At 52.5% G+C, this 20883-nt stretch carries 24 protein-coding genes and 2 riboswitches; of the genes, 6 read left to right on the plus strand and 18 right to left on the minus strand.

What is annotated here, in order from left to right:
* Positions 1 to 8: 8 nt before the first annotated feature.
* Entirely contained in the window at positions 9 to 728 is a 720-nt protein-coding gene (locus PUT07_RS07855; RefSeq protein WP_274467285.1) for an urea amidolyase associated protein UAAP1, read from the minus strand.
* Positions 729 to 799: 71 nt separating this feature from the next.
* Positions 800 to 921, minus strand: a riboswitch (guanidine-I (ykkC/yxkD leader).
* A gap of 191 nt (positions 922 to 1112) precedes the next feature.
* A riboswitch (guanidine-I (ykkC/yxkD leader) is annotated at positions 1113 to 1214 on the plus strand.
* Between the two features lie 91 nt (positions 1215 to 1305).
* Here PUT07_RS07855 and PUT07_RS07860 point away from each other — a divergent pair.
* Positions 1306 to 2637, plus strand: a complete 1332-nt coding sequence (locus tag PUT07_RS07860; RefSeq protein ID WP_274467287.1) for an APC family permease — start codon at positions 1306 to 1308, stop codon at positions 2635 to 2637.
* Positions 2638 to 2700: 63 nt separating this feature from the next.
* On the opposite strand, the gene PUT07_RS07865 is transcribed toward PUT07_RS07860, so the two are convergent.
* From PUT07_RS07865 to nadX, 3 genes are all read right to left on the minus strand, one after another.
* Positions 2701 to 3687, minus strand: a complete 987-nt coding sequence (locus PUT07_RS07865; RefSeq protein ID WP_274467288.1) for a Gfo/Idh/MocA family protein — start codon at positions 3685 to 3687, stop codon at positions 2701 to 2703.
* 109 nt (positions 3688 to 3796) lie between these two features.
* Positions 3797 to 5200 carry an NAD-dependent malic enzyme gene (locus PUT07_RS07870; protein WP_274467506.1) on the minus strand — a complete coding sequence of 468 codons (1404 nt, stop codon included), beginning with the start codon at positions 5198 to 5200 and terminating at the stop codon, positions 3797 to 3799.
* A gap of 26 nt (positions 5201 to 5226) precedes the next feature.
* On the minus strand, positions 5227 to 6033 hold the full coding sequence (nadX, locus tag PUT07_RS07875; protein WP_274467289.1) for an aspartate dehydrogenase: 807 nt from the start codon (positions 6031 to 6033) through the stop codon (positions 5227 to 5229).
* Between the two features lie 135 nt (positions 6034 to 6168).
* On the opposite strand from nadX, the gene PUT07_RS07880 reads away from it, so the two are divergent.
* A complete protein-coding gene (locus PUT07_RS07880; RefSeq protein WP_274467290.1) occupies positions 6169 to 6504 on the plus strand; it encodes a 2Fe-2S iron-sulfur cluster-binding protein in 336 nt (111 codons plus the stop codon).
* Between the two features lie 477 nt (positions 6505 to 6981).
* Here PUT07_RS07880 and PUT07_RS07885 read toward each other — a convergent pair whose 3' ends face one another.
* From PUT07_RS07885 to PUT07_RS07940, 12 genes are all read right to left on the minus strand, one after another.
* A complete protein-coding gene (locus tag PUT07_RS07885; protein ID WP_274467292.1) occupies positions 6982 to 7131 on the minus strand; it encodes a hypothetical protein in 150 nt (49 codons plus the stop codon).
* Between the two features lie 185 nt (positions 7132 to 7316).
* A complete protein-coding gene (locus PUT07_RS07890) occupies positions 7317 to 7616 on the minus strand; it encodes a hypothetical protein (RefSeq protein WP_274467293.1) in 300 nt (99 codons plus the stop codon).
* Between the two features lie 36 nt (positions 7617 to 7652).
* Entirely contained in the window at positions 7653 to 8123 is a 471-nt protein-coding gene (locus PUT07_RS07895; protein ID WP_379239624.1) for a RidA family protein, read from the minus strand.
* 46 nt (positions 8124 to 8169) lie between these two features.
* Positions 8170 to 8454 carry a 2Fe-2S iron-sulfur cluster-binding protein gene (locus tag PUT07_RS07900; RefSeq protein ID WP_274467296.1) on the minus strand — a complete coding sequence of 95 codons (285 nt, stop codon included), beginning with the start codon at positions 8452 to 8454 and terminating at the stop codon, positions 8170 to 8172.
* Positions 8455 to 8498: 44 nt separating this feature from the next.
* Entirely contained in the window at positions 8499 to 9176 is a 678-nt protein-coding gene (locus PUT07_RS07905) for a GntR family transcriptional regulator (RefSeq protein ID WP_274467298.1), read from the minus strand.
* 77 nt (positions 9177 to 9253) lie between these two features.
* Positions 9254 to 9784 (minus strand): chromate transporter, encoded by a 531-nt coding sequence (locus PUT07_RS07910; RefSeq protein ID WP_274467299.1) that lies wholly within the window; start codon positions 9782 to 9784, stop codon positions 9254 to 9256.
* Positions 9781 to 10371: a chromate transporter gene (locus PUT07_RS07915; protein WP_274467300.1), complete on the minus strand. Its 591-nt coding sequence runs from the start codon at positions 10369 to 10371 to the stop codon at positions 9781 to 9783. Before PUT07_RS07915 ends, PUT07_RS07910 begins: the two co-directional genes overlap by 4 nt.
* A gap of 51 nt (positions 10372 to 10422) precedes the next feature.
* Positions 10423 to 10896 carry a GlcG/HbpS family heme-binding protein gene (locus PUT07_RS07920; RefSeq protein ID WP_274467302.1) on the minus strand — a complete coding sequence of 158 codons (474 nt, stop codon included), beginning with the start codon at positions 10894 to 10896 and terminating at the stop codon, positions 10423 to 10425.
* A 28-nt stretch (positions 10897 to 10924) separates the two neighbouring features.
* Positions 10925 to 12394 (minus strand): aldehyde dehydrogenase family protein, encoded by a 1470-nt coding sequence (locus PUT07_RS07925; protein WP_274467303.1) that lies wholly within the window; start codon positions 12392 to 12394, stop codon positions 10925 to 10927.
* 109 nt (positions 12395 to 12503) lie between these two features.
* Positions 12504 to 13214 (minus strand): TenA family transcriptional regulator, encoded by a 711-nt coding sequence (locus PUT07_RS07930; protein WP_274467304.1) that lies wholly within the window; start codon positions 13212 to 13214, stop codon positions 12504 to 12506.
* A gap of 124 nt (positions 13215 to 13338) precedes the next feature.
* The gene (locus tag PUT07_RS07935; RefSeq protein ID WP_274467305.1) at positions 13339 to 14742 is read right to left on the minus strand and encodes a hypothetical protein; all 1404 of its coding nucleotides are present in this window, start codon (positions 14740 to 14742) and stop codon (positions 13339 to 13341) included.
* Between the two features lie 4 nt (positions 14743 to 14746).
* Complete coding sequence (locus PUT07_RS07940) at positions 14747 to 15493, minus strand: creatininase family protein (RefSeq protein WP_274467306.1); 747 nt, start codon at positions 15491 to 15493, stop codon at positions 14747 to 14749.
* Positions 15494 to 15647: 154 nt separating this feature from the next.
* Between PUT07_RS07940 and yyaC the strand changes: the two genes are divergently transcribed.
* Positions 15648 to 16253, plus strand: a complete 606-nt coding sequence (gene yyaC / locus PUT07_RS07945) for a spore protease YyaC (RefSeq protein ID WP_274467308.1) — start codon at positions 15648 to 15650, stop codon at positions 16251 to 16253.
* Positions 16254 to 16277: 24 nt separating this feature from the next.
* Here the strand turns inward: yyaC and PUT07_RS07950 are convergent, their stop codons facing one another.
* Positions 16278 to 17741, minus strand: a complete 1464-nt coding sequence (locus PUT07_RS07950; RefSeq protein ID WP_274467310.1) for a hypothetical protein — start codon at positions 17739 to 17741, stop codon at positions 16278 to 16280.
* Between the two features lie 355 nt (positions 17742 to 18096).
* On the minus strand, positions 18097 to 18831 hold the full coding sequence (locus PUT07_RS07955; protein ID WP_274467312.1) for an AAA family ATPase: 735 nt from the start codon (positions 18829 to 18831) through the stop codon (positions 18097 to 18099).
* Between the two features lie 196 nt (positions 18832 to 19027).
* On the opposite strand from PUT07_RS07955, the gene PUT07_RS07960 reads away from it, so the two are divergent.
* From PUT07_RS07960 to PUT07_RS07970, 3 genes are all read left to right on the plus strand, one after another.
* The gene (locus tag PUT07_RS07960) at positions 19028 to 19450 is read left to right on the plus strand and encodes an SRPBCC family protein (protein ID WP_274467313.1); all 423 of its coding nucleotides are present in this window, start codon (positions 19028 to 19030) and stop codon (positions 19448 to 19450) included.
* 1 nt (position 19451) lies between these two features.
* Positions 19452 to 19835, plus strand: coding sequence for an ArsR/SmtB family transcription factor (locus PUT07_RS07965; RefSeq protein ID WP_274467314.1), 384 nt, complete (start codon positions 19452 to 19454; stop codon positions 19833 to 19835).
* 227 nt (positions 19836 to 20062) lie between these two features.
* Positions 20063 to 20830, plus strand: a complete 768-nt coding sequence (locus tag PUT07_RS07970) for a DODA-type extradiol aromatic ring-opening family dioxygenase (protein WP_274467315.1) — start codon at positions 20063 to 20065, stop codon at positions 20828 to 20830.
* Positions 20831 to 20883 lie beyond the last annotated feature (53 nt).

Raw genomic sequence — 20883 nt, forward strand, 5'->3', positions numbered from 1 at the left:
CCGTGTTTTCACTGTCCAAGCAATGCGTGGTATTCCCATGTATTCTCAAAAGCCCGGCGATTCTCCGAACGGAAGTTAACGCAAACATCGTCCTCACCTACAGGTTCGGCTTGCAGCACTTCTATTCGAACGGGCACGGAAGGATAAACCGTCCTGGGATCCAACGGATTCGGCGTATTGGACAAAACGAGCAGCGTATCCATCTCCGTCCGCAGCGTCACGGTCGCTCCCGCCGGACAATGATCCAAACCGTAATGCATATCCCCTTCTTCATCGCAGTACACTTTGGAAAACAAATTCAGCACAGGCATCATATCTCTCATGCTAAGTCCGCTTCGCACAAGCTCCACGGCGAAGTTCTCTTGTCCGCTACGCAGCCATTCGTTGCGCAGCTGCTGATAATTCGTGGCCCCGTATTTGGCGTCCGTCGCTGCACGGCTCGTGTACCCGCCGAGCGGATCGTGCCAGCCGACGCTATCCTCCACAATGCTTGCGAGCACCCTGCCGTTATCGCTCATGAGCACATGTCCTCGGGTCAGATGTGCGGTGTATTGGGCTTTCAGCGTATCCGGCATATTGTAGCGCTCCGTCAAATCCCTCGCATGGAACAGCTGTATCGCCACGTTCGCACCCGCGTCCAGCGCCGTAAAACGGATCAACTTCCCCTTGCCAATCACTCCCGACCACTTACCTCCCGGGCTTATCGTCTTGTGCCACACGTTCGCCATCTCTGCCATCTCCTTCGTTATCTGGTTAAACAAAAAGGGAGACATCACAAGACATAAATCGTCTTGATGATATCTCCCAGGTTTTTATCCTTCCGTGTCGCTCCCGTTACAGGAACGGTTTACTCTCGGACCAGTCCGAGACAGAAGGCAATCGTTCGTGGCCTTATCTCGCGGAACCCTAGTAAACAATCGTATTCGTTTGTGTTATTAAACATAACACCGACTAATGAATGTGTCAATCGTTTCAAGCATTTTTTCCTTTTTTACTCAAAATACTTCCCACTCCATCAATGTTGTGTTATATTAACTTACATGCATCACGCATAGTTAACATTTCGACATCATGGTTCTCACTTTTCAAAGTGCAAGTAATGATATATGACATACATAGTTTTCTAGGGTTCCGTGAGGCGGCTTATGCTCAGCTGGTCCGAGAGAAAACGCACAGCGCACCTGTGTTCACGGAGGGACAAAAGCCCGGGAGGATATCTGGATTATTAGATATCTCCTTGGCTTTTTTGCATATCAGCCCCTGCTGTCCGACCACAGGAACCAACGTTAAAGGAGTGTCGCCATTATGACAACGCAAGTTACTCTAAAGAAGTCTTTAAGCCTGTATCAAGTCGTCTACATGGGGCTGGCCTGGATGACGCCAATGATCTATTTCTCCATCTACGGAATTGCGTACGAGAATGCCCATGGGATGCTGACGCAGGCCTACCTGCTGGCTTTCATCGCGATCTTCTTCACGGCCTACAGCTATGGTGTCATGTCCAAGGCTTATCCCACCTCAGGCTCCGCTTACACCTATACGAAAAAAAGCATCCACCCGTACCTCGGCTTCCTCGTCGGCTGGGCGCTGCTTCTGGACTACTTCTTCTCCCCGATCATCGCTTGTCTCACTTTCGGCATTTATCTGCACGCGCAGTTTCCGTCCGTCCCGGCTTATATTTGGATCGTCGGGCTTAACATCGTACTAGGTATCGTCAATATTATAGGGATCAAATTTTCCGCCAATATCAGCAAGCTGTTCGTATGGATTCAGATTCTGTTCATCGCGGTTTTCTGCTTGTTCCTTTTCCGCAATTTGACGGGCGATGAGCATCCAATGGGGCTTTTCCTGCAAAATGACGTCCCTTTCTCCACTATACTGGCCGGGGCTTCGATCATTTGTTTCTCCTTCCTGGGCTTCGATACGGTAACCACGATGGCGGAGGAAACGGTGAATTCGCAGAAAACGATCCCTCGCGCCATCATGATCATCATTATCACCGCGAGCATCCTTTACTTGGTGCCGTCCGTACTGACCCAGCTCATTTATCCGCACCTCACCTTCGTCCATGTGGATTCGGCCGGGTTCGAGATTGTCCAGCTGGTTGGCGGCGCCCTGCTTAGCACCGTTTTCATCACTGTGCTGATTCTCGCTATTTTCACTCAGGGGCTGTCGTCCGTAACGAGCGTCTCCCGCCTGCTGTATGTCATGGGCCGCGATTCCATTCTGCCGCAACGGGTGTTCGGCTTCCTGCACCCGAAGTTAAATACGCCTGTCATCAACATCGTGATTGTCTCCTGCGTTTCCTTGCTGGCGCTGGTCATCTCGCTCGACAATGCCGTGAAATTCGTCAACTTCGGAGCATTAACGGCTTTCTTCTTCGTCAACATCTCGGTCATCGCCCAAAAGTATATGAAGGAGCGCAGGCGGTCCGTGAAGATGACGTTCCTGTATCTCGCGCTTCCGCTCATTGGCGCCGGCTTCATCGGCTATCTGCTGTCGCTGCTAGATCGTGACGCCCTCTGGATGGGCGGGGTATGGCTCCTTATCGGCATCGTGTATCACCTCATTCGCAAAAAAGCCGGCTCCGCCGCACCGGCAGTATCCGGCAAACCGTTCCTGACGCCTACGAAGTAAAGAAAAACCGAGAGAACTCAGCAGCTTATTATGGAAACTGCTGGGATCGCTCGGTTTTCTTGTTTACTTGGCGTCTGCGGGGAACACAAGCCCGATCTGCTTTCTCGCCTCGTCCATGATCTGCAGAGCGATCGTAGAATTGCGGTGCGAATTCGTCTCCGACTCCAGCGATCCGCTCCGGATCAAGCGGCTGAACTCCTCCGCCTCGTAGCGCATGGTTCTTGCGCTTTGCTCGCGCGTCAGGTTGTCTACCGAGCCGTCACGGTAGCGGATTTCCACCTTCTCCGGCTGGTTGATTTTGTCGATGATCATCGTGGCGTGTTCGCCTTGGATTTCGGCCGGTGCATATGAGCTGGAGATCTTGGAATGCATAATGACGGCATCCATCTCTTTATAGCTAAGCAGCAGACTGCCCTCGCCGTCGACCCCGGATTCCAGCAGTACGCCGCTTGCCTGTACACGCTCCGGGCTGCCGAACAGCACGGCGAGCGGATATATGCAGTAAACGCCCAGATCCATTAAGGAGCCGTTGGAAAATACCGGATTGAACGCGTTCAGCACCGTCCCCTGCTTATAGGCATCGTAACGCGAAGAGTATTGGCAGTAGCTCGCGAAGTAACGGCGGATCGGGCCAAGCTTATGAAGATTGTCCTGGATAGCCCGGAAGTTCGGCATAAGCGTAGACTTCAGCGCCTCCATGAAGACGACCTTGTTGCTGCGCGCAGCCTCGATCATCGCGCTCAGCTCCGTCACGTTGGATGCGGCCGGCTTCTCGCACAGCACATGCTTGCCGTGATTCATGCAGTGAACCGCATACTGGGCATGCAGCGAGTTCGGGCTCGCGATATACACCGCGTCGAACGTATCGCTCTGCGCGAACTGGTTCAAATCTGTAAAACGGTGCGGGACAGCGAATTTATTGGCGAATTCCGCAGCCTTGTCCTCCGTCCGGGAGTACACGGCTGTCAGGTCGAATTCTCCCGTCTCGCGGGCTGCGTGAATGAATTCTTCGGTAATCCAGTTGGTTCCAATTACGGCAAAACGTATCATAGATGCCTCCATATTGTTTAATCTTCGAATGCTTCTACTATACCTGATTCAGATAGGAAAAAACACCTGTATGGGACTGTTGACCATTGTCAACAGTCCCATACAGGTGCTATCTGAAGTCCGGCGGAATTCGGCGGGAGACGCCTGTTAGTATGGCTGCCTCGATGACGGCATTGCGTACTTTGCTCACGACCTGCTCATTGAATATACTCGGTATGATGTATTGGTCATTAAGCTCGTTCTCGGACACGACCGAAGCGATCGCACGCGCCGCCGCCAGCTTCATCGGCTCATTGATGACGCGGGCGCGGCAGTCGAGCGCCCCCCTGAAAATACCGGGAAACACGAGCACGTTGTTGATTTGGTTCGGATAGTCGCTCCGTCCGGTAGCAAACACGCGGACATGCGGGAGCGCCTCCTTCGGATCGATCTCCGGCACCGGATTGGCCATCGCGAAGACGATGCTGTTCGGGGCCATTTTCTGCACATCGCTGCCGCTGAGGAGTCCGCCTCTCGACACCCCGATGAAGACGTCGGCCCCGCCGATGATGTCACGCAGCCCGCCTGGGGTGGCTTCGACCTGAGGCTGCTCGGCCAGCCACGTCCACATCGGATGGGAGTAGTCCCCTCCGCGAACGATCGCGCCGTCTCTGTCGACGGGGACAAGCCTTCTCACGCCGGCAGCCAGCAGCATTTTACAAATCGATACGCCTGCCGCTCCGATGCCGTTCACGACGATCCGAACCTGATCCATTCGCTTGCCCACTACTTTCAGCGCATTGAGCAAGCCCGCGATGACAACAACGGCTGTCCCATGTTGATCGTCGTGGAACACCGGAATATCCAGCTCTTCGGACAGCCTGGTTTCAATTTCAAAGCAGCGCGGAGAACTGATATCCTCCAAATTAATGCCGCCGAAGATCGGGCTCATCACTTTGATCGTGCGGATGAGCTCCTCCGTATCCTGCGTGTCCAAGCAGATCGGGAATGCGTCCACCCCCGCCAACTGTTTAAACAGCATCGCTTTCCCTTCCATCACCGGAGCGGCAGCGTGCGGCCCGATATCGCCGAGTCCGAGGACGGCGGTCCCGTCCGTGACGACGGCAACGGTATTCCTTTTGATCGTTAAGGAATACGCTTTCTGGGGATCTTCATGGATGGCCGTACACACACGTGCCACGCCTGGCGTATAGACAATGGACAAGTCGTCCCGATTTTTGATTGGAAGCGTTGGTTGGATGGAGATTTTGCCGCCGAGATGAGCCAGGAAGGTTCGGTCCGATACGTTGACGAGCCGTATGCCGTCCAGCGCTTGAAGGGCCTCCACGACTTTGGACTCACCCGTATCCGCAACATGCACCGTTACATCGCGGACCGTCACTTCATGCCCCGGGCGAATAATATCGATGGAGGTAATATCTCCGCCAGCCGAGCTGATTGCCGAGGCTACTTGGCCGAAATCCACACGCCCCAGAGTCAATTCCAAACGCAAAATGATGCTGTTATAGGCCATATCCATATCCCCGCTTCTCTATTAATTTAAATGCCGATGACAAATGGAGAGGTTAGATCCCTTAATGCTTTGATCACGCTCATCGCCACGATGTATCCCGTTTTGGGATTTCCGGCGGAAGGCGTATTGCTGATTTGCAAACGGATTTGCCCGAATTTCCCCTTCGCCTCAATCTCATGTGTGTTATGGCTAATGTGAGGATCTACGAACACTTTCACTTTGGTACGGTCAAATCCTACACCGGCCAGGCTGAGTGCAGCCGAAACGTTCACGCTCTCGGGAAACAACCGGGCGGAATCTCTCGCTACCCCATCGAAAGCGCAGTAAGGTTCCGACAGCTCCGCCAAATTCACCTGCTGCTCGATGATCGTGCCTTTCCAGGCTTTCGGCGGTTTCCTTGTCACAAGCGTCACCTCGTCCATAGGGCCGACACTCCCTGCGGCGATTCGGTCGAGTCCTCCGATGGCGGCTGAGGGCACCAGCACTCTGCGTCCCGTTTCCCGCGCTTTGTTCATGATGTCGCGCTGCAGGGACTCGTCCGCCAACGCGCCGACACTGACGAGAATCAGGTCCGCTCCGCTCTCCAATACCTTCTCGCCGTACCGGACTACCGCTCCGTGACCGGCGCTTTCCACGACGACATCGAGATCTTGGGCGAAGAACACCTCTTCACTCGAAGTCATCACAGTCGCAAGGGAGCCTGCTTCCTGATATTTGGCCTCATCACGGACTAGAATCGCTTTCAATTGAACGGCCCCGGCGTTCCCCTGCACAATCGCATGCGCCACATCCTGACCGATGGTTCCATAACCGATAATGCCAACTCGCAGCATACGTGTTCATTCCTCCTCTGAAGGTAGCAAGTTTCCCTCTTTGTTTCTCTATCATATCAAAAAAACTGTATTTGGTATACCATAAACCAAAAACTTGTGATATACTTACGCTATCAAAACATGGAGGGATGCCAAGTGCCATCAGTGACTTATCAAACGTCAGGGAAAACGATAGAAGTCGAGAAAGACGCGAATCTCTTAAGAACCTCGATCCGTTACGAAGGGTCTGTCCCTTACAAATGCGGTGGTGGCCTTTGCGGAACTTGCCGTGTGCAAATTGTGGACGGACACGAGAACTTGAGCAGAGTGATGAAAAAGGAAGTGGACCGGCTCGGCCAAGAGAAGCTGGATCAAGGCTTCCGTCTTGCGTGCCAGACGTTCGTGACCGGCGATGTGACCATATCCTGGGGCGAAGAGGATTTAAGCCGTCTCAACAAAATTGCTCAGCGTAGAATTAACGCGGCTCAGTAAGTGAGCTGTGCGATGCATTGGTGCGCAGCAAGAAGCAAGCAGTCCGAGTGGACTGCTTTTTTTGTATAGTCTTGCTGGACTCCAGCTCTCTAGTATGGGGATAAAAGGAAAAACTCCCGCTATTCTAGCGTCTAATTGACTTGTTGGGCAAATAACAGGAATTGCTCCAGTTAAAAAAGGAAGATAACGGCGTAACGCGCTACTTTTCGCGGTTTTAACAGGAGATTTTCCAGTTATCTCGCCCGTACGCGCATCATCTGCTTAAAATAAAGGGAGAAATTCCAGTAACGCTTATTCTAACGGACTGCAGCGCTGCTATTGGCCACTTTTGAAGCATTTCTTGGATGTAACGGACACAGTTACCGCTATTAGCCGATTCCAACCCCAAAAAAGAGCAAAACTTTAGAAATAACGTCTCCTCAGTCCGTTAGCCTCAATCCGTTTGGTAAACATCAACTATAACGGCCGCTGTGTCCGTTAGACGTTACTGTCCAGGGAATCCCCGGCCGTTCTCAAACTTGCGTAGCAATCGGTGTACCGCTGGTGCTTCAATTGGTTTAGCATTTGGTACATCGCCTGGTGCAGCAGCGCCATGCCCAAGCGGGAGCTCCTTGGATCGTCCCACACCCACACATTACTCCCACGAGGCACTACTTCCCATCACTCTACTTCACTTCACATTACTTCCCATCACCTACTTCTCATCAAACTACTCCCACCTCACGCCATTTCTCATCACACGACTTCTCATCACACCCCCTCACTTCACGCCACATAAAAAAAAGCACAGGCCCCAGAGCCTGCGCTTTTCCTTATGACAATTTAACGATCTTGCTGTCCTTATCGATATCCAGCTCATAGATTTCCTTCTCAATTTGAGCCGTGGATTCAAACTTCGGAAATACTTTGATCGGAATGCTGTTATCGGCGAACTTCTCGGAGACGCCCTGGATGATGATCCTGGCATCGTCGGCCACAATTTTGCATATTTCAAACAGCGTTTTCTTCTTCCCGAAGAATTGATACTCGTAAGCGGCCACTAGCTCTAGATTCGGATTATTTGTAACCGTCCGGTAACGATCAGTTGTGGATACCAAAATATATTCGCTCATAGGAAACCCTCCGCTACTTGTTTTATATGTTCCACTTCACTTATATCCGACAATTAATTCGACTTCGACAGCAGCTCCGCCGGGTAAAGCGGCAACGCCGATGGCGGAACGGGCATGCAAACCTTTGTCTCCGAACACTTCAACTAACAAGTCCGAAGCCCCGTTCAATACATAGGGCAAATCCCCAAACGCAGGATCGGCATTAATGAAGCCTTCCAATTTGATGATGTTTGTGACACGGTTCAAGTCTCCCAAAGCGGACTTTAATGCGCTTAACTGGTTGATCATGCATAGCCTGGCCGCCTGGTAGCCCTCCTCTTTCGTGAGTTCCAGGCCTACCTTGCCCTTATACTGGAGAACGCCTTCCGCCTTAGGCGTCACTCCGCTCAAATAGACGAATGGCGGCAGCATCGTATAAGGCAAATAATTTCCACTCGGCTTCGGCGGCGTTCCCAACAGGATGTTCATTTCCTCCAGCTTGGCTTCAGCTTGTCCATGTGCGTGCACGTCGGTCATCCCCCATATGTACGGTTGATCTGACTGTCCCTATTCCCTATTCCTGGCGAAGCTCAATATCTTCCGAAATATATAACTGGCAGGCCAAGCGGTATCCTTCCCCGATTTTCTCGCCCAGCATTTTATTTTCTTTCCAATTAGGCTCCTGGAGCTTATCGGCTCCGGCAACGACCTGCACCATGCATTTTGTGCACTTCCCCATTCCGCAGCCGTATTTTAGATGGGGGAACTTTTTAATTCCCGCTAAAACTACCAAGTTACTGTTCGCGTTCACTTCTTGCTGATAAACTTGGCCATTCTGGTGCAAAGTCACATTCGGCATGTCCCAACCTCCATACAGCCGCACGAAATAGGCAATGACGGCAATTATTCTCTTTCCAAGGCTTCCATATAGGCTTTCTTCGAGTTCTCGACATGGATCTTCGTCAAGTTCTCGGCAAACTCCGCCTCTCCGCTCAGCACGGCTTTGATAATTTCCCGGTGTTCTTCCATCGCTTTGCGCTGGCGTCCGGGAAGCTCGTAGCCTACGTGAACGAATGCACGGATGTAATCGGACAAGCCGTCCAGCATTTGCGTCAATCTCGGACTCCGAGCAGCACGGAAGATCACTTCATTCGCTTCAAAATGATACTTCCAGTCCGACGGCTCGAACGTCGGCTTGGCTACGGCATGATCGATCTCCGTTACGATCCGCCCCAGCTCTTCGCGGTGCGCCGGCTCCAATTTCTTCACGGCCAGTTTCACCGCCAAACTTTCAAGCGAAGACAGAATGGTGAAGATCTCGATAATTTCTTCCGGCGAAAGCTTGGAGACGACCACGCCCTTGCGCGGAAGCGTCTTGACGAAGCCCTGCGATTCAAGCCGGAACAACGCTTCCCGGATCGGCGTACGGCTGACGTTCAATTGATCGGCCAGCTCTCTCTCGATAATGCGGTCACCGGATTTATAAATCCCCTGAACAATGGCTTGCTTAATATATTGATACACTTTATCCCTAATCGGGCTTAATTCCTCATCTTTCCAAATGACTGGATTGTCCGGCATATGGTATACCTCCGCGTATGCGTTTTCTTACAGTGTAATCGATACGCGACAACCAATCAACCAAGTCTTCCACCGGATCAACCCAGTACGAGCGCTCCGTACACCAGCCCTAATCCCACAACGGCCGCCGGGTGGATCTTCCACTTCTCCAATGCCAGGAAGCTGACTGCCGCCAGCAAGGCCGTCTGCCAGATGCCCGCAGATTGATACGCGCTGGTGAAGAACTGCAGCGCCAATGTGGCGAGAAGCACGGCGACGATCGGACGGACAATCAGTGTCATGGCCGTCACCTGCGGAGCTCCTTTGAAGAAGTCGATGAACTTGAACAACAGGACCATGGCTAGCGCCGTAGGCAGGATCGTAGCAATCAGCGCAACGATGGCTCCGGGAATACCGGCGACCTGATAGCCGATATATCCTGCAAGCTTGGTGGCGATCGGACTTGGCAGCGCATTGCCGAGAGCCAGCACATCGCCGAACTGCTCTATGGTCATCCAGCCATAATGGTCCACGACCTCCGCTTGCAGCAAAGGGATAATCGGCGGACCGCCGCCGTAGCCCAAGATGTTCGGGACGAAGAACGCCCAGAAAACTTCGAATAGCGTCATGCGGAAAAACCCCTGTCCGTTTCGCGCTCTTGCCTGCGCTTCTTTTTATTCGTGAGGTAGGTGGACTCTGTGAATGCGTAAGCAAGCGCGACGCCGATCAGTATGCCGGGATTCAGCTTCAGCAGTACAAGCGCGATGATGGAAATGAGCGTCCATGCCACCGTCTTGCTCTTCACCCAGCTCTGCCAGGCTTTCTTGAAGAAATCGTAGGCCATTACCGCCATCATGACGCCGATGACCGGCTGGATACCGTGCGTCATGCCGCCGACGATGCCGGAATCCTTCAATTTATAAATCAGTCCAAGCAGCAGAATCATGCCGACGAGCACGGGGATGACCATCGCCGTTATGGCGATGAACGAACCCAAGTAGCCTTTCACCTTGTAGCCGATATAGCCGGCCATCTTCGTGGCTATCGGTCCGGGCAGCGCATTGCCCATAGCCAGCACGTCGGTGAACTCATCGTCCGTCATCCATTGGTACTTCTGGACAGCTTCCGCATGAACCAAAGGGATCATCGTTGGCCCGCCGCCGTAGCCGAGCAGCCCGATCCGGAAAAAGCCGAGGAACAGATTCCAGTAAACCATCTTCCCTCTTTCCTCTCCATGTGCAGCTCCTTTATCCAAGGAACGAACGCGTTATTTTTTGATATCCGCCTGTGTCATGACTTCGTACTCGCCGCCCAGGTGCTGCTGCAGCGCTTGGAGCGCCGCCGTTCCGACAGCCGTATCCTGCTCCCCGTTGCCGCCGCTGACACCCACGCCGCCGATGACCTCGCCATTGACCACGATAGGGAATCCGCCCACGAAGATCGCGAATTTGCCGGGCAGCATCGCATGAATGCCGAAGGCTTCGCCCGTCGTCGAGGCCGGTCCGCCCGGCTGGTTGAACAGATGCGTAGAGCGCTTGTGACCGCTCGCTGTGAAAGCCTTAGACGTCGCGATCTCCGGACCGGTAATCCGCCCGCCGTTCATGCGCTCCAGCGCAATAACGTACCCGCCGTCATCCACGATGCAGATCGATTCCAACGCGTTCACGGCTGCAGCCGCTTTCTTGGCAGCTTCGATCATCACCTTTGCTTCTTCTAGCTCAAGCTTCAATACCGATTTCATGTATGCTCCTCCATTAGGCGTCTATGGTTTATATGCCGTGGTATACGGTTTTGATTTGCGTATAGAAATCTAACGCTGCGCGACCGGATTCACGGTACGTTGCCGTGCTGGACATTTTCATACCGCCGAACGGCGCATTGTAGGCATTACCGGTCGTCGGACGGTTGATTTTCACCATGCCGGTTTCGATGTTTTGGATAAAATGCTGAATTTGGCCGGCCTCGGATGTGCAGATCGCAGCCGACAGACCGAACTCCACATCGTTCGCAACGTCCATCGCTTCTTGGAAGCTCGCCACGCGAATCACGGAAATGACCGGACCGAAGATCTCCTCCTGGGCAATCCGCATATCAGGCGCTACGCCTGTGAACACGGCAGGAGTCACATAATAGCCGTTCGCGTATTCGCCTTCGGTCAGCTGTTCGCCGCCAATGACGAGCTCCGCGCCTTCGGCTTGGCCGATTGCGACGTAATCCAGCACATTCCGCAGCTGGCTTTCATTCGCCATCGGTCCGACCTCCACGCCTTTGGCGAGGCCGTTGCCAACCGTCAGCTGCCGAGTCTTCTCCACCAGCTTCCGGACGAACGCGTCATGCACGGCGTCCATGACGACAACCCGGCTCGTGCCCGTGCAGGCTTGGCCCGTCAGCTCGAAGCCGCCCTTCACGGCAAGCCCTGCGGCGTAATCCAGATCCGCGTCCTCCATGACGATCAGCGGATTCTTCCCGCCCAGCTCGAGCTGAACGCGCGTTGATAACCGCACTTGGCGGTTGATCTTCTCCCCTGCGCCCGTCGAACCCGTAAAGGTAACGGCTTTGACCGCAGGATGCGTGACCAGCGGGGTACCGGTCTTCGAGGCGGAGCCTGTGACGAAGTTGAGGACACCGGCCGGAAGTCCGGCTTGATGCAGCGCCTCCACCAGGCGGTAAGCGATCAGCGGTGTGTTCGATGCCGGCTTGAATACCACCGTGTTGCCTGTGACGAGTGCCGGCGCAATCTTGCGTACCGGAATCGAGATCGGGAAGTTCCACGGTGTGATGACCGAGATAACGCCGAGCGGTTCCTTGCGCGTGTATACGAACGTCGTAGCGTCATCGGATGGGAGGGTTTCACCGGCAACGTTCAATCCTTCGGAGGCGTAGTATCGCAAGGTTTGTGCGGAACGTTTGACCTCCATCCGGGAGCTTGCGATGGTCTTCCCTTCCTCGCGGGTCAGCTCTTCCGCGTACTGCTCTAAACCTGCCTCGAGCAAATCGGCCGCCCGATACAGAATCTCGGCTCTCTTCGTTGGAGGAACCTGACGCCACGCTGCGAAAGCTTGCTGAGCGGCTTCCATCGCCTGGATGACATCCGCTTCCGCCGATGCCTGAAACCGCCCCACAATGTCTTTGACATTAGCGGGGTTCACAGTTGTAAAGGTTTCACCGCTTGCCGCCTCTACCCATTCCCCGTTAATCAGATTTTTATAAGTTTGAACTGCCGTCTCCGTCGCTGTCATGCCATTCCCCTTTCCCCTGCAAGTTAGAAACAATTCCCGAGAATCGGACTTCCCGGGAACCGTGCAGACATCTTTTTTCTATGAACATGTATGGTATGAGGTATGAGGACTATTCCAGGCAAAACTCGCGTGAGATGGCAGCGATGTACATTCTGCGCATTTTCGTAGCTTCTTCGACGATCTGGATGCAGCGTTGTTGATCTTCCGCCGTTCTCGCATATTCGAGTACGATTTGGTAGCCGCGCTCGCCGTGAATCTCGTCGGATACGATATGTAGATCGAAGAATTCCACTTCTTCATCGGTGAAGCCGTAGTGATTGCGAAGTGTCGGCGTTTGTCTGCGATAGATGGCAGGCACTTGGGATTCCAGTCCCACAACCAGGGCAGCCGTTGCGAACAGAAAGTTCTCCTTGAACGCCATGCGGTAGCACCACGATTGCAAACCGATTGTTTCGGGAAGCAAATGATCCATCGATTCAATACGTTCGCGCGTCGTCCCGCAAGCTTCGCCGAAGCGGATTAACAGATCGGTATGACGGTCACCGCCAAGCTCTTCTTCCCACATATTCTGGAGGATGAAGTCTCTTGCATCTTCATGCGGACAGTTGGCATAGATGTAGGCCAGATACTCGGCGAAAGGACCTACATAGGCGTAATGCTGTTCCACCCATCTGGCAAAATGCTCTTTCTTCAGTTCGCCGTTCGCCCACATTGTTGTAAAAGGAGCTTTCGCGACGGCGTTACCTTCGATTGCTTGCTCGAGTGCATGGCGGAATTCCTCTTTGTTCATCAAACGGGATTCAGATGCTGTTGCTGTCATATAAAACTCTCCTCTCAAAATGTAAAGTGTTGTAGTAGATGAGCTTTTTGGTTATTTGGTATTTGGTATATGGTATACCAAAAATTTATCTTGGGTTTATTATGACTTAGTTTGGGCTAAACTGTCAACCCACTTTTTTTAGAATCAATAACAGCAGCATGGACAGTAGCAAATAGGCTATTGTAAACGGCGCATTCCAGTTAGATACTTTATACGCGCTCTTGCCGATCAGACTGGACATCATCCCTGCGGTAGCGTTATAAGGCCCCATTAAGAATGCGGTGGAAGCCCCTGTCAGCATGGCGATAGCCATTAACTGCACGGAAATGCCCAATGCCTGCGGATTCAAGGATTCCGCCGCCAGCGCGAGTCCTACCGCCGGATGCAGCCCGATAAAAGCCAACGTGAGCGGAATCAGCGGGATGATAAGCAGAAACAGGTCGGATCCGAGAACATGCTGGACAGCCATAATGCCTTCATTGATGGCATGCGTGCTTCCGGTTGATTTCATAGCGAAAATCATAAAGCCGGCGCTCAGGAAGACGACGAACTGATCCTTCATTTTCAGCACGTGGGACGGCAGTAAGGTCCTGCTCTTGGCTAGAAACGCTTTCCCCTTCCCCAGCACGAGGGACCACGCATAGGCGAACGGAATCACGATGATGGAGACGAGCAGCAGAAAGCTCATATGCGTCAAAGGCTCCAGCACAAAGACAAGCAGGTTCAGGGCGAGAACGGCGGCAACGATCTGCCCCGGATGATGCCCCTTCCTCTCATCGGAGCACTCTCCTTGATGCCCCCCCGCGTTTTCCCTGGCGGCCGATATTTCCTCGAGCGTGTTCAAGCTCAGCTTCTTCAGCCTGCGGCTGGCGACCCAGACCGCCATGAACCAATCCAAAGCAAGCCCAAGCAAGCTGAACGGAATGACAATGGGCAGAATAGAGCTCCAGCTTACGCCGGTCATCTCGACGATGATCCCTACGATCGGTGCGACAGGCGTCCACAATATCGGCATACTGTACCCGTGAGTGATGGCACGGCTAATGAACCGCTCCTTATGCATGATCGGATAATATTGCAAAGAGGGCTGTATGCTGTGGTATACCATGGGCAGCGTAGCCAAATTCATAAAGGAGCTCATCACGTACGACAATAAGGAGGTAATGCAATACAGCACGCCTGAATGCTTCACCTTGCTGTACAGCATCGATTGAATGCTAACCGCATACTGCCCCAGTTCAATCGGAAGAGCGATCATCGGGATTAATACGAATAAGCTTAAGACACCCAGCATGCTGCCGAACCCAAGTATGTAACTCGTCCATGAAGCCCCATTGGCCGCAAGAAGGATAACGCCAACGCCTATGAACGCTGCCCCCAGGATGCGGACGAACGGCTTGACCGAACGGAACACCGTGAAGATAATGACCAGACTAAGCACGGATTGAGCCCAGGTAAGCCAGTCGGCGGGATAAATCTGCGAAATCAGATAGGTTGCGACAGCTGCAAGGGAAAGTGCTTGCTTCATAGGGTTATATCATGTCTCTGACAGCTTGCGTCAACCGATCCAGAGCCGTCTCAACAATCTCCTCTCCGATCTCCCGGCTTGCCTGGGTCGCATCGCCGATGCAGCCGTTACGGGTCATTTCTTCATAATAATAGAAGCCTTGAATCGGACTGCCGGGGCGAAGCTTGCGCCATCTTCCCTCTTGAATATCCCCTTTCTCCAGCAATTCCGTCCGGACCAGATGCGGCGCCAAATACATCGCTTCGGATACCTCACGGTCGCAGCTGTGCCCATAGAGCTTGGATGTGATGCGTCGATCCATCACGTCTTTGGCGGAGGCGGTTGTTTTCGCGTAAAATAAAGAGACGCCCAGCTCCGCTGTAAGCGTATCCGCAGCGACGCCTAATGTCGCTTGGTTGCCGCCATGCGAGTTGATGACGAGAAATTTATCGATGCCTTGGCTTTTTAACGATTTGATCATATCGCGCAGAATGGCAATAACCGTTGACGGCTCCAACGAAATGGTCCCTGGGAAATGAAGATGGTGCGGCGAGACTCCCATATTAATCGTAGGCGTTACCAGAGCCTGCGGATACAGCTTGGCTGCCAGCCTCTTGCCCATTTCTTCGGCAAGGACGGCGTCGCAGCTTTCCACCATATGGGGTCCGTGCTGCTCATGAGCTCCAAGCGGAATGATAGCAATTTTGACGGTTTTGAGCGCTTCTTCTACCTCTGGCCATGTCATTTGTGTTAAAATATAGGCATTCGACATACTTCCACTCTCCTTCATGACTACCATTGTATATTGTATACCAAATTATATTTGGGTATGGCCTGATTTATGATTTTTTCATTTGCGGAGATCCTCTAATATTTTACAGGTTTGCCGAGTATATTACTTACAGAAAGCGTGGTGATTAGACCTCATGATGCGCCATATTCATTACCTGGATAAGAAATCTGTCGCTTACTTGTCCGAAGCTTTAACGAACCATTATTATGCGACACCGAAATTCACGGAAATTGTCATTATCTGCGTCGGTACGAACCGTTATACGTGGGATTCACTCGGCCCGATGGTCGGGACGCGGTTATCCGAACGATTCGAAGGCCATCGGCACGTTCACTTGTATGGAACGCTGGACCAGCCTGTGCACGCCCTTAATTTGCAAAAAACAATTGCACATATTAGCAAAACGCACAAACAAGCTTACATGATTGCCGTCGATGCCGCCTTGGGCCAGTTCTATAAGATCGGAACGCTTCAGCTGGTGGAGGAGCCGCTGCAGCCCGGTATCTCGATGGACAAAGAACTTCCGCCGATCGGACACATTCATGTGAAAGGAATTATTAACAATCACAGCCTGCTCAACCATAAAGTCATGGAGCATACGAGTCTTACGTTCGTGAATGAGATGTCGGCCGTAATCAGCCGGATTCTCGTCAAATCGTGTCAAGACATCATCCCCGGGCTGCTGCCGGTTCCGGATGTTGCTAATGAAGCGCCTGACCATCTATCGTCTGCGACGTAAATGGCCGGGCGCTCTTCTTTATTATCACCAAATGATAACGGCAACGATCGTTGAAACACTTAGACCGATGATTACGGGCAGGAAATTTTTACGTGCGAGCTCGATCGCCGAGACGCCGGCGAAGCCGGCAACCGCCACGAGCGACGACCAGGCGATGAGCGTACCGCCGCCGGACCATACCGAGCCCATCTGACCGATCGCGGCCAGTGTGGACGGCTCCATCCCTACGGCAGGCGCCAATGCACCGGAGAGCGATCCAGTGAGCGGAAGTCCGGAGAAGCCCGATCCTTCCAAACCGGCGATGATGCCCATGATCAGCAAGCCGAACGAAGTCAGGATGCTGCTGGATGGAATCAAGTGCTGGACGGACATGACCAGATCATAGAGAATGGCGGGAGCTTTATCCCCTTCGCCCAGAGAAAGGATGCTCTTCGAGAAATCTTCATTCCCGAGGAAGAAGAAGCCTGCGATCGGAATGACCGGTCCCATCGCCTTGAACGCGAAGACGAAGCCTTCCGTCAAATGCTCGCTGATCTTATCCAGTGCTTGCACCTTGGAGAATAGGGTGCAGGACAGGATTAACAAGATGACGGCTACACCGCCGATAAACGCCGCACCGTCACCGCCTTCGAAGCCGCTCATGCCTTCATGGCCCATCTTGCTCATGATCATGACAACCATAACGGCAAGCATGGAAAGCGGCACGAGGACCGCGAATATTTTGGACCATCGCACGACCGCAGGACTGAGCGTCTCCACCGTTGCCGCCGCTTCAGGAAACTCGGCAGCCGTCTGTACGCTGCGGAGAGCTTGTACGTTATTCCGCGCCTCCGGCGAGATCTGCTCAGGCTTGCGGATCGCCTTCCTGTTCATCAGGTAAGCGCCAACAAGCGATACTCCGCCTGTGATCAGCGACAGGACCATCGCTTTGTCGGCTACCGCGGCGGTATCGACGCCAGCGCCTTTGGCGCTAAGCATCGGCGCGACCTGCATGACATAGTCCGAGGACAACGCCATCCCCTGCCCGGCTATAGCAATCGCCATCCCCGCCCCCATGGCCGGCAAGCCCGCCCGGATGGCCGCCGGAATGAGCAGCGCTCCGATTAGCGGAACCGCAGGCGTCGGCCAGAAGAACAGAGAAATCACATATGTAACGACTGCCAGAACAATGTAAGCGATGTGACCGTTGACCATTAACTTCTGAATAGGTTGAATCATGCGCTTGTCTGCTCCGATATCCCTGAGGGAAGAAAGCAGAGCAACCATAAACGTAATAATCAAGAAAATCGTGAATAACTCTTTGGCAGCAGTGAGATTGGCATTGTACACCGCTTTGAATCCGCTGATCACATCCCCCTTGTAAATCCATCCGATTAAGAAGGTACCGATTAATGTGGGAATGACGACTCCTCGTTTCAAAAGCATAACGACAATAACACTTAATGTCACTAAAGCATACATTACATGTGATAAGGTAATCATCCGCATCCCCCATTTTCAACATTTTTGACCATCGATGAAAATTATACCCTATTTTCTGCCTTGTGAATAGATATTCGGTACATTGTATACAAAAATATTCTAAAAATAGGCCCTGAAAAGATGTATCTGGCGGATGATGCGTGATAAAACATGACACAGTATTAAGCGCTGCTAACAAAAGCTTCAATTTTGCCGATTTTCATGTTGAATGCCTGCTGTCCGTTATGAGCTTATGTCCTTCTCACCTCAACATATTCAGATTAGCTCACATTCCTGATAGAAACTGTAAGCGATTTCAGTGTTATTTTAACAGATTTCATTTGCGAGTGGAAGGATAAATATGTATTTGGTATACAGGATTTTATCCTTCTTCCTGCTCATCGTCTTCCCTATCGTCAAACAGATACCGAAGCATGCTCTTCCTGTTCTCCAGGAATCTTCTTGTAACCTGATAATGGTCCGTATCCTCATAGGCCATCGGCGAGATCGTGTCGTTGTCAAAACTCAAAATCTCGGCATCCGGGTAACCCATGAGGATCGGCGAATGAGTGGCAATAATAAACTGCGAGTAGCCTGACAAATCTTTAATAATCCGCAGCAAGGAGAGCTGTCTGGAAGGCGACAGCGCGGCCTCGGGTTCGTCCAGTAAATAAATCCCCTTCTCTTGGAAGCGGTGTTTAAACAGATTCAGGAACGACTCGCCATGAGATTGGCTGTGCAGCGAACGGCCACCGTAGGCATCGTACCGTCCGATTTGATCGATGTGCGTCGCAAACTCAAAGAACGATTCCGCTCTCAAGAAGAAGCCGCTGGTTACCTTGGGCAGCCACGATAGCCGAATGTAATTCCCCAGCGCCGCTTCTGATGATTCGACGAAATAAGCATTGTTTCTTCCCCCGCCTGCCGTATGGAACCCGCATTGATAAGCGATAGCTTCTAGCAGCGTCGATTTGCCCGACCCATTCTCCCCTACGAAGAAAGTTACGCTGCTCCGGAGCTCCAAGGATTCCAACTTCTGCACGAGGGGCAGCGAGAACGGATATGACCGATGATTGGGCATGTCCTTCTTCAGCACGGTTACCTTCCTAAGATACATTTGCCGATCCCCTTCACAAACTTGATATACCTACATTATAAAGTCCCATTATATAAAAAGGAAAATTTATAAATATGCTGGCACGAGCAGCGTCGGGGCAATCGCTTGACATGAAACCAAAAGGTTTCGTATAATTTGTTATGCAACCATTTGGTTTCACAATTGGCAAGAACATTCATTGGAGGTCATCTCAATTATGGCAAATCAGACAAACACATTGCCGGATATTCGGCAAACTCTTGTATTCAGTGCGCCGATTCAGAAAGTATGGAATGCCGTCGCTACATCCGAAGGCATCGCGGCATGGTTCATGCCGAACAACTTCAAGCCGGAAACCGGCTACGAGTTTCATCTGGAAGCCGGTCCTTTCGGCAAATCCCCGTGTACAGTGACGGACATCACGCCTCCGAACCGCCTTTCCTTCTCCTGGGGCAAGGATTGGTCGCTGACGTTCGAATTGAAGGATCTCGATGGCCGGACGGAATTCACTCTCATCCACTCCGGCTGGGATATCGATAAGGTGACGGAATTCGGCCAACCGCACACGGCTGTTCGCGAGACGATGTCTAACGGCTGGGCAAGCATCGTGAAGAAGCTGAGCGCTTACGTAGAGGCCTAACATGCCTATTCCATCGCAGAAACATGACGTGTTTCAAGCGATTGCCGATCCGACGCGGCGTCAGGTGTTGAAGATGCTGCATGAACAGGAGCTTCCCGTTACCGTGATTTCCGGCCATTTCCCCATGAGCCGCACCGCGGTGTCCAAGCATCTGCGCATCCTGGCCGACGCGGGTTTGGTGAAGGAGCGGAAGGTCGGACGCGAGACTCGCTACAGGCTGGAGGCCGAGCCCTTGCTGGAGCTGAAGCGTTGGCTTTCCTATTATGAGCGTTATTGGGAAAACAAATTAAACGCATTGAAAAGATTCGTGGAGTCCGACGACGAGAATGGCGGGAATGCGTTCTCCCCGCTGGAGTTAGTTGATCCTGCGAAACAGGATTCATGAGAACCTGGCCTTATGGGGCCAGGTTTTCTTGTTGTAAGCAAATGACTTCGTATACCCACCTTTGCGTACTTGCCGTGAGAAACGGAGATAATAGGATGAAGCGATCCAAGGGGTATGACCTCTTACAAAAAGTAAATTACTTACTTGACCCACACCCCATAATAGCTTACTATTAGTTACATAAAGTAACTAAGTTATTAAATGTAACTAAAAAGGAGCGAATTCGAATGATTTCACCGATTTTCATAGGTCATGGCTCCCCCATGATGGCTATTCAGCATACAGCATGCACCGAGTTCCTATCCGAGTATGGCCGCAGCGTTTCCCCCAAAGCTATCGTTATCTTCACAGCCCATTGGGAGACCGAAGTTCTAACCATTTCTTCTACCGATGATGAGTATGAGACCATCTATGATTTCGGCGGGTTCCCGAAGGAGCTGTTCCAGATTAAATATGGGGCCAAAGGCAGCAAAGCGATCGCCGGCCAGCTTGCCGAACGGTTCCAAGCGAGCGGCATACAGGTGAATCTGGATACCCAGCGGGGACTGGACCACGGCTCCTGGGTACCGCTGCTGCGCATGTTCCCTACACCCGTCTGCCCGGTCATTCAAGTGTCGGTCCATCCTTACCTCCCTCCTGCAGAGCAGTACCGCATCGGAGAAGCGCTGCGCGGCCTCGATCAGGAGGACATTCTGATCGTCGGAAGCGGCGCGACCGTTCACAACCTGCGTGCGCTCAACTGGGAAGCGGCGGAACCAGACGCCTGGGCGGTCGCTTTCGACGATTGGCTCGTGAACAACATGCAGGAGCGAAACCTGGAGGCCTTATTCAACTACGCCGCGGAAGCTCCCCATGCACGCCTCGCCGTGCCGAGGCCCGAGCATTTCATTCCGCTCTATATCGCGATGGGCAGCGGTGACCCGGCTCGCAAGCCGCAAGTTATTCACCGCAGCTATGAGCTCGGGTCGCTTAGTTATTTGGCTGTGTCGTTCTAACTATTTTGACAAAAAGAGACCCACAGCAACGGGCTGCGGGTCTTAAGGTATAT

It is taken from the genome of Paenibacillus sp. MAHUQ-63 (genome assembly GCF_028765165.1).
Taxonomy (GTDB): Bacteria; Bacillota; Bacilli; order Paenibacillales; family NBRC-103111; genus Paenibacillus_E.

What these genes read in the sequence shown, in the direction of transcription:
- PUT07_RS07855 (WP_274467285.1), bottom strand. Translation starts at nt 728, where the DNA reads ATGGCGAACGTGTGGCACAAGACGATAAGCCCGGGAGGTAAGTGGTCG.
- PUT07_RS07860 (WP_274467287.1), top strand. Translation starts at nt 1,306, where the DNA reads ATGACAACGCAAGTTACTCTAAAGAAGTCTTTAAGCCTGTATCAAGTC.
- PUT07_RS07865 (WP_274467288.1), bottom strand. Translation starts at nt 3,687, where the DNA reads ATGATACGTTTTGCCGTAATTGGAACCAACTGGATTACCGAAGAATTC.
- PUT07_RS07870 (WP_274467506.1), bottom strand. Translation starts at nt 5,200, where the DNA reads ATGGCCTATAACAGCATCATTTTGCGTTTGGAATTGACTCTGGGGCGT.
- nadX (WP_274467289.1), bottom strand. Translation starts at nt 6,033, where the DNA reads ATGCTGCGAGTTGGCATTATCGGTTATGGAACCATCGGTCAGGATGTG.
- PUT07_RS07890 (WP_274467293.1), bottom strand. Translation starts at nt 7,616, where the DNA reads ATGAGCGAATATATTTTGGTATCCACAACTGATCGTTACCGGACGGTT.
- PUT07_RS07900 (WP_274467296.1), bottom strand. Translation starts at nt 8,454, where the DNA reads ATGCCGAATGTGACTTTGCACCAGAATGGCCAAGTTTATCAGCAAGAA.
- PUT07_RS07905 (WP_274467298.1), bottom strand. Translation starts at nt 9,176, where the DNA reads ATGCCGGACAATCCAGTCATTTGGAAAGATGAGGAATTAAGCCCGATT.
- PUT07_RS07910 (WP_274467299.1), bottom strand. Translation starts at nt 9,784, where the DNA reads ATGACGCTATTCGAAGTTTTCTGGGCGTTCTTCGTCCCGAACATCTTG.
- PUT07_RS07915 (WP_274467300.1), bottom strand. Translation starts at nt 10,371, where the DNA reads ATGGTTTACTGGAATCTGTTCCTCGGCTTTTTCCGGATCGGGCTGCTC.
- PUT07_RS07920 (WP_274467302.1), bottom strand. Translation starts at nt 10,896, where the DNA reads ATGAAATCGGTATTGAAGCTTGAGCTAGAAGAAGCAAAGGTGATGATC.
- PUT07_RS07925 (WP_274467303.1), bottom strand. Translation starts at nt 12,394, where the DNA reads ATGACAGCGACGGAGACGGCAGTTCAAACTTATAAAAATCTGATTAAC.
- PUT07_RS07930 (WP_274467304.1), bottom strand. Translation starts at nt 13,214, where the DNA reads ATGACAGCAACAGCATCTGAATCCCGTTTGATGAACAAAGAGGAATTC.
- PUT07_RS07935 (WP_274467305.1), bottom strand. Translation starts at nt 14,742, where the DNA reads ATGAAGCAAGCACTTTCCCTTGCAGCTGTCGCAACCTATCTGATTTCG.
- PUT07_RS07940 (WP_274467306.1), bottom strand. Translation starts at nt 15,493, where the DNA reads ATGTCGAATGCCTATATTTTAACACAAATGACATGGCCAGAGGTAGAA.
- yyaC (WP_274467308.1), top strand. Translation starts at nt 15,648, where the DNA reads ATGATGCGCCATATTCATTACCTGGATAAGAAATCTGTCGCTTACTTG.
- PUT07_RS07950 (WP_274467310.1), bottom strand. Translation starts at nt 17,741, where the DNA reads ATGCGGATGATTACCTTATCACATGTAATGTATGCTTTAGTGACATTA.
- PUT07_RS07955 (WP_274467312.1), bottom strand. Translation starts at nt 18,831, where the DNA reads ATGTATCTTAGGAAGGTAACCGTGCTGAAGAAGGACATGCCCAATCAT.
- PUT07_RS07960 (WP_274467313.1), top strand. Translation starts at nt 19,028, where the DNA reads ATGGCAAATCAGACAAACACATTGCCGGATATTCGGCAAACTCTTGTA.
- PUT07_RS07965 (WP_274467314.1), top strand. Translation starts at nt 19,452, where the DNA reads ATGCCTATTCCATCGCAGAAACATGACGTGTTTCAAGCGATTGCCGAT.
- PUT07_RS07970 (WP_274467315.1), top strand. Translation starts at nt 20,063, where the DNA reads ATGATTTCACCGATTTTCATAGGTCATGGCTCCCCCATGATGGCTATT.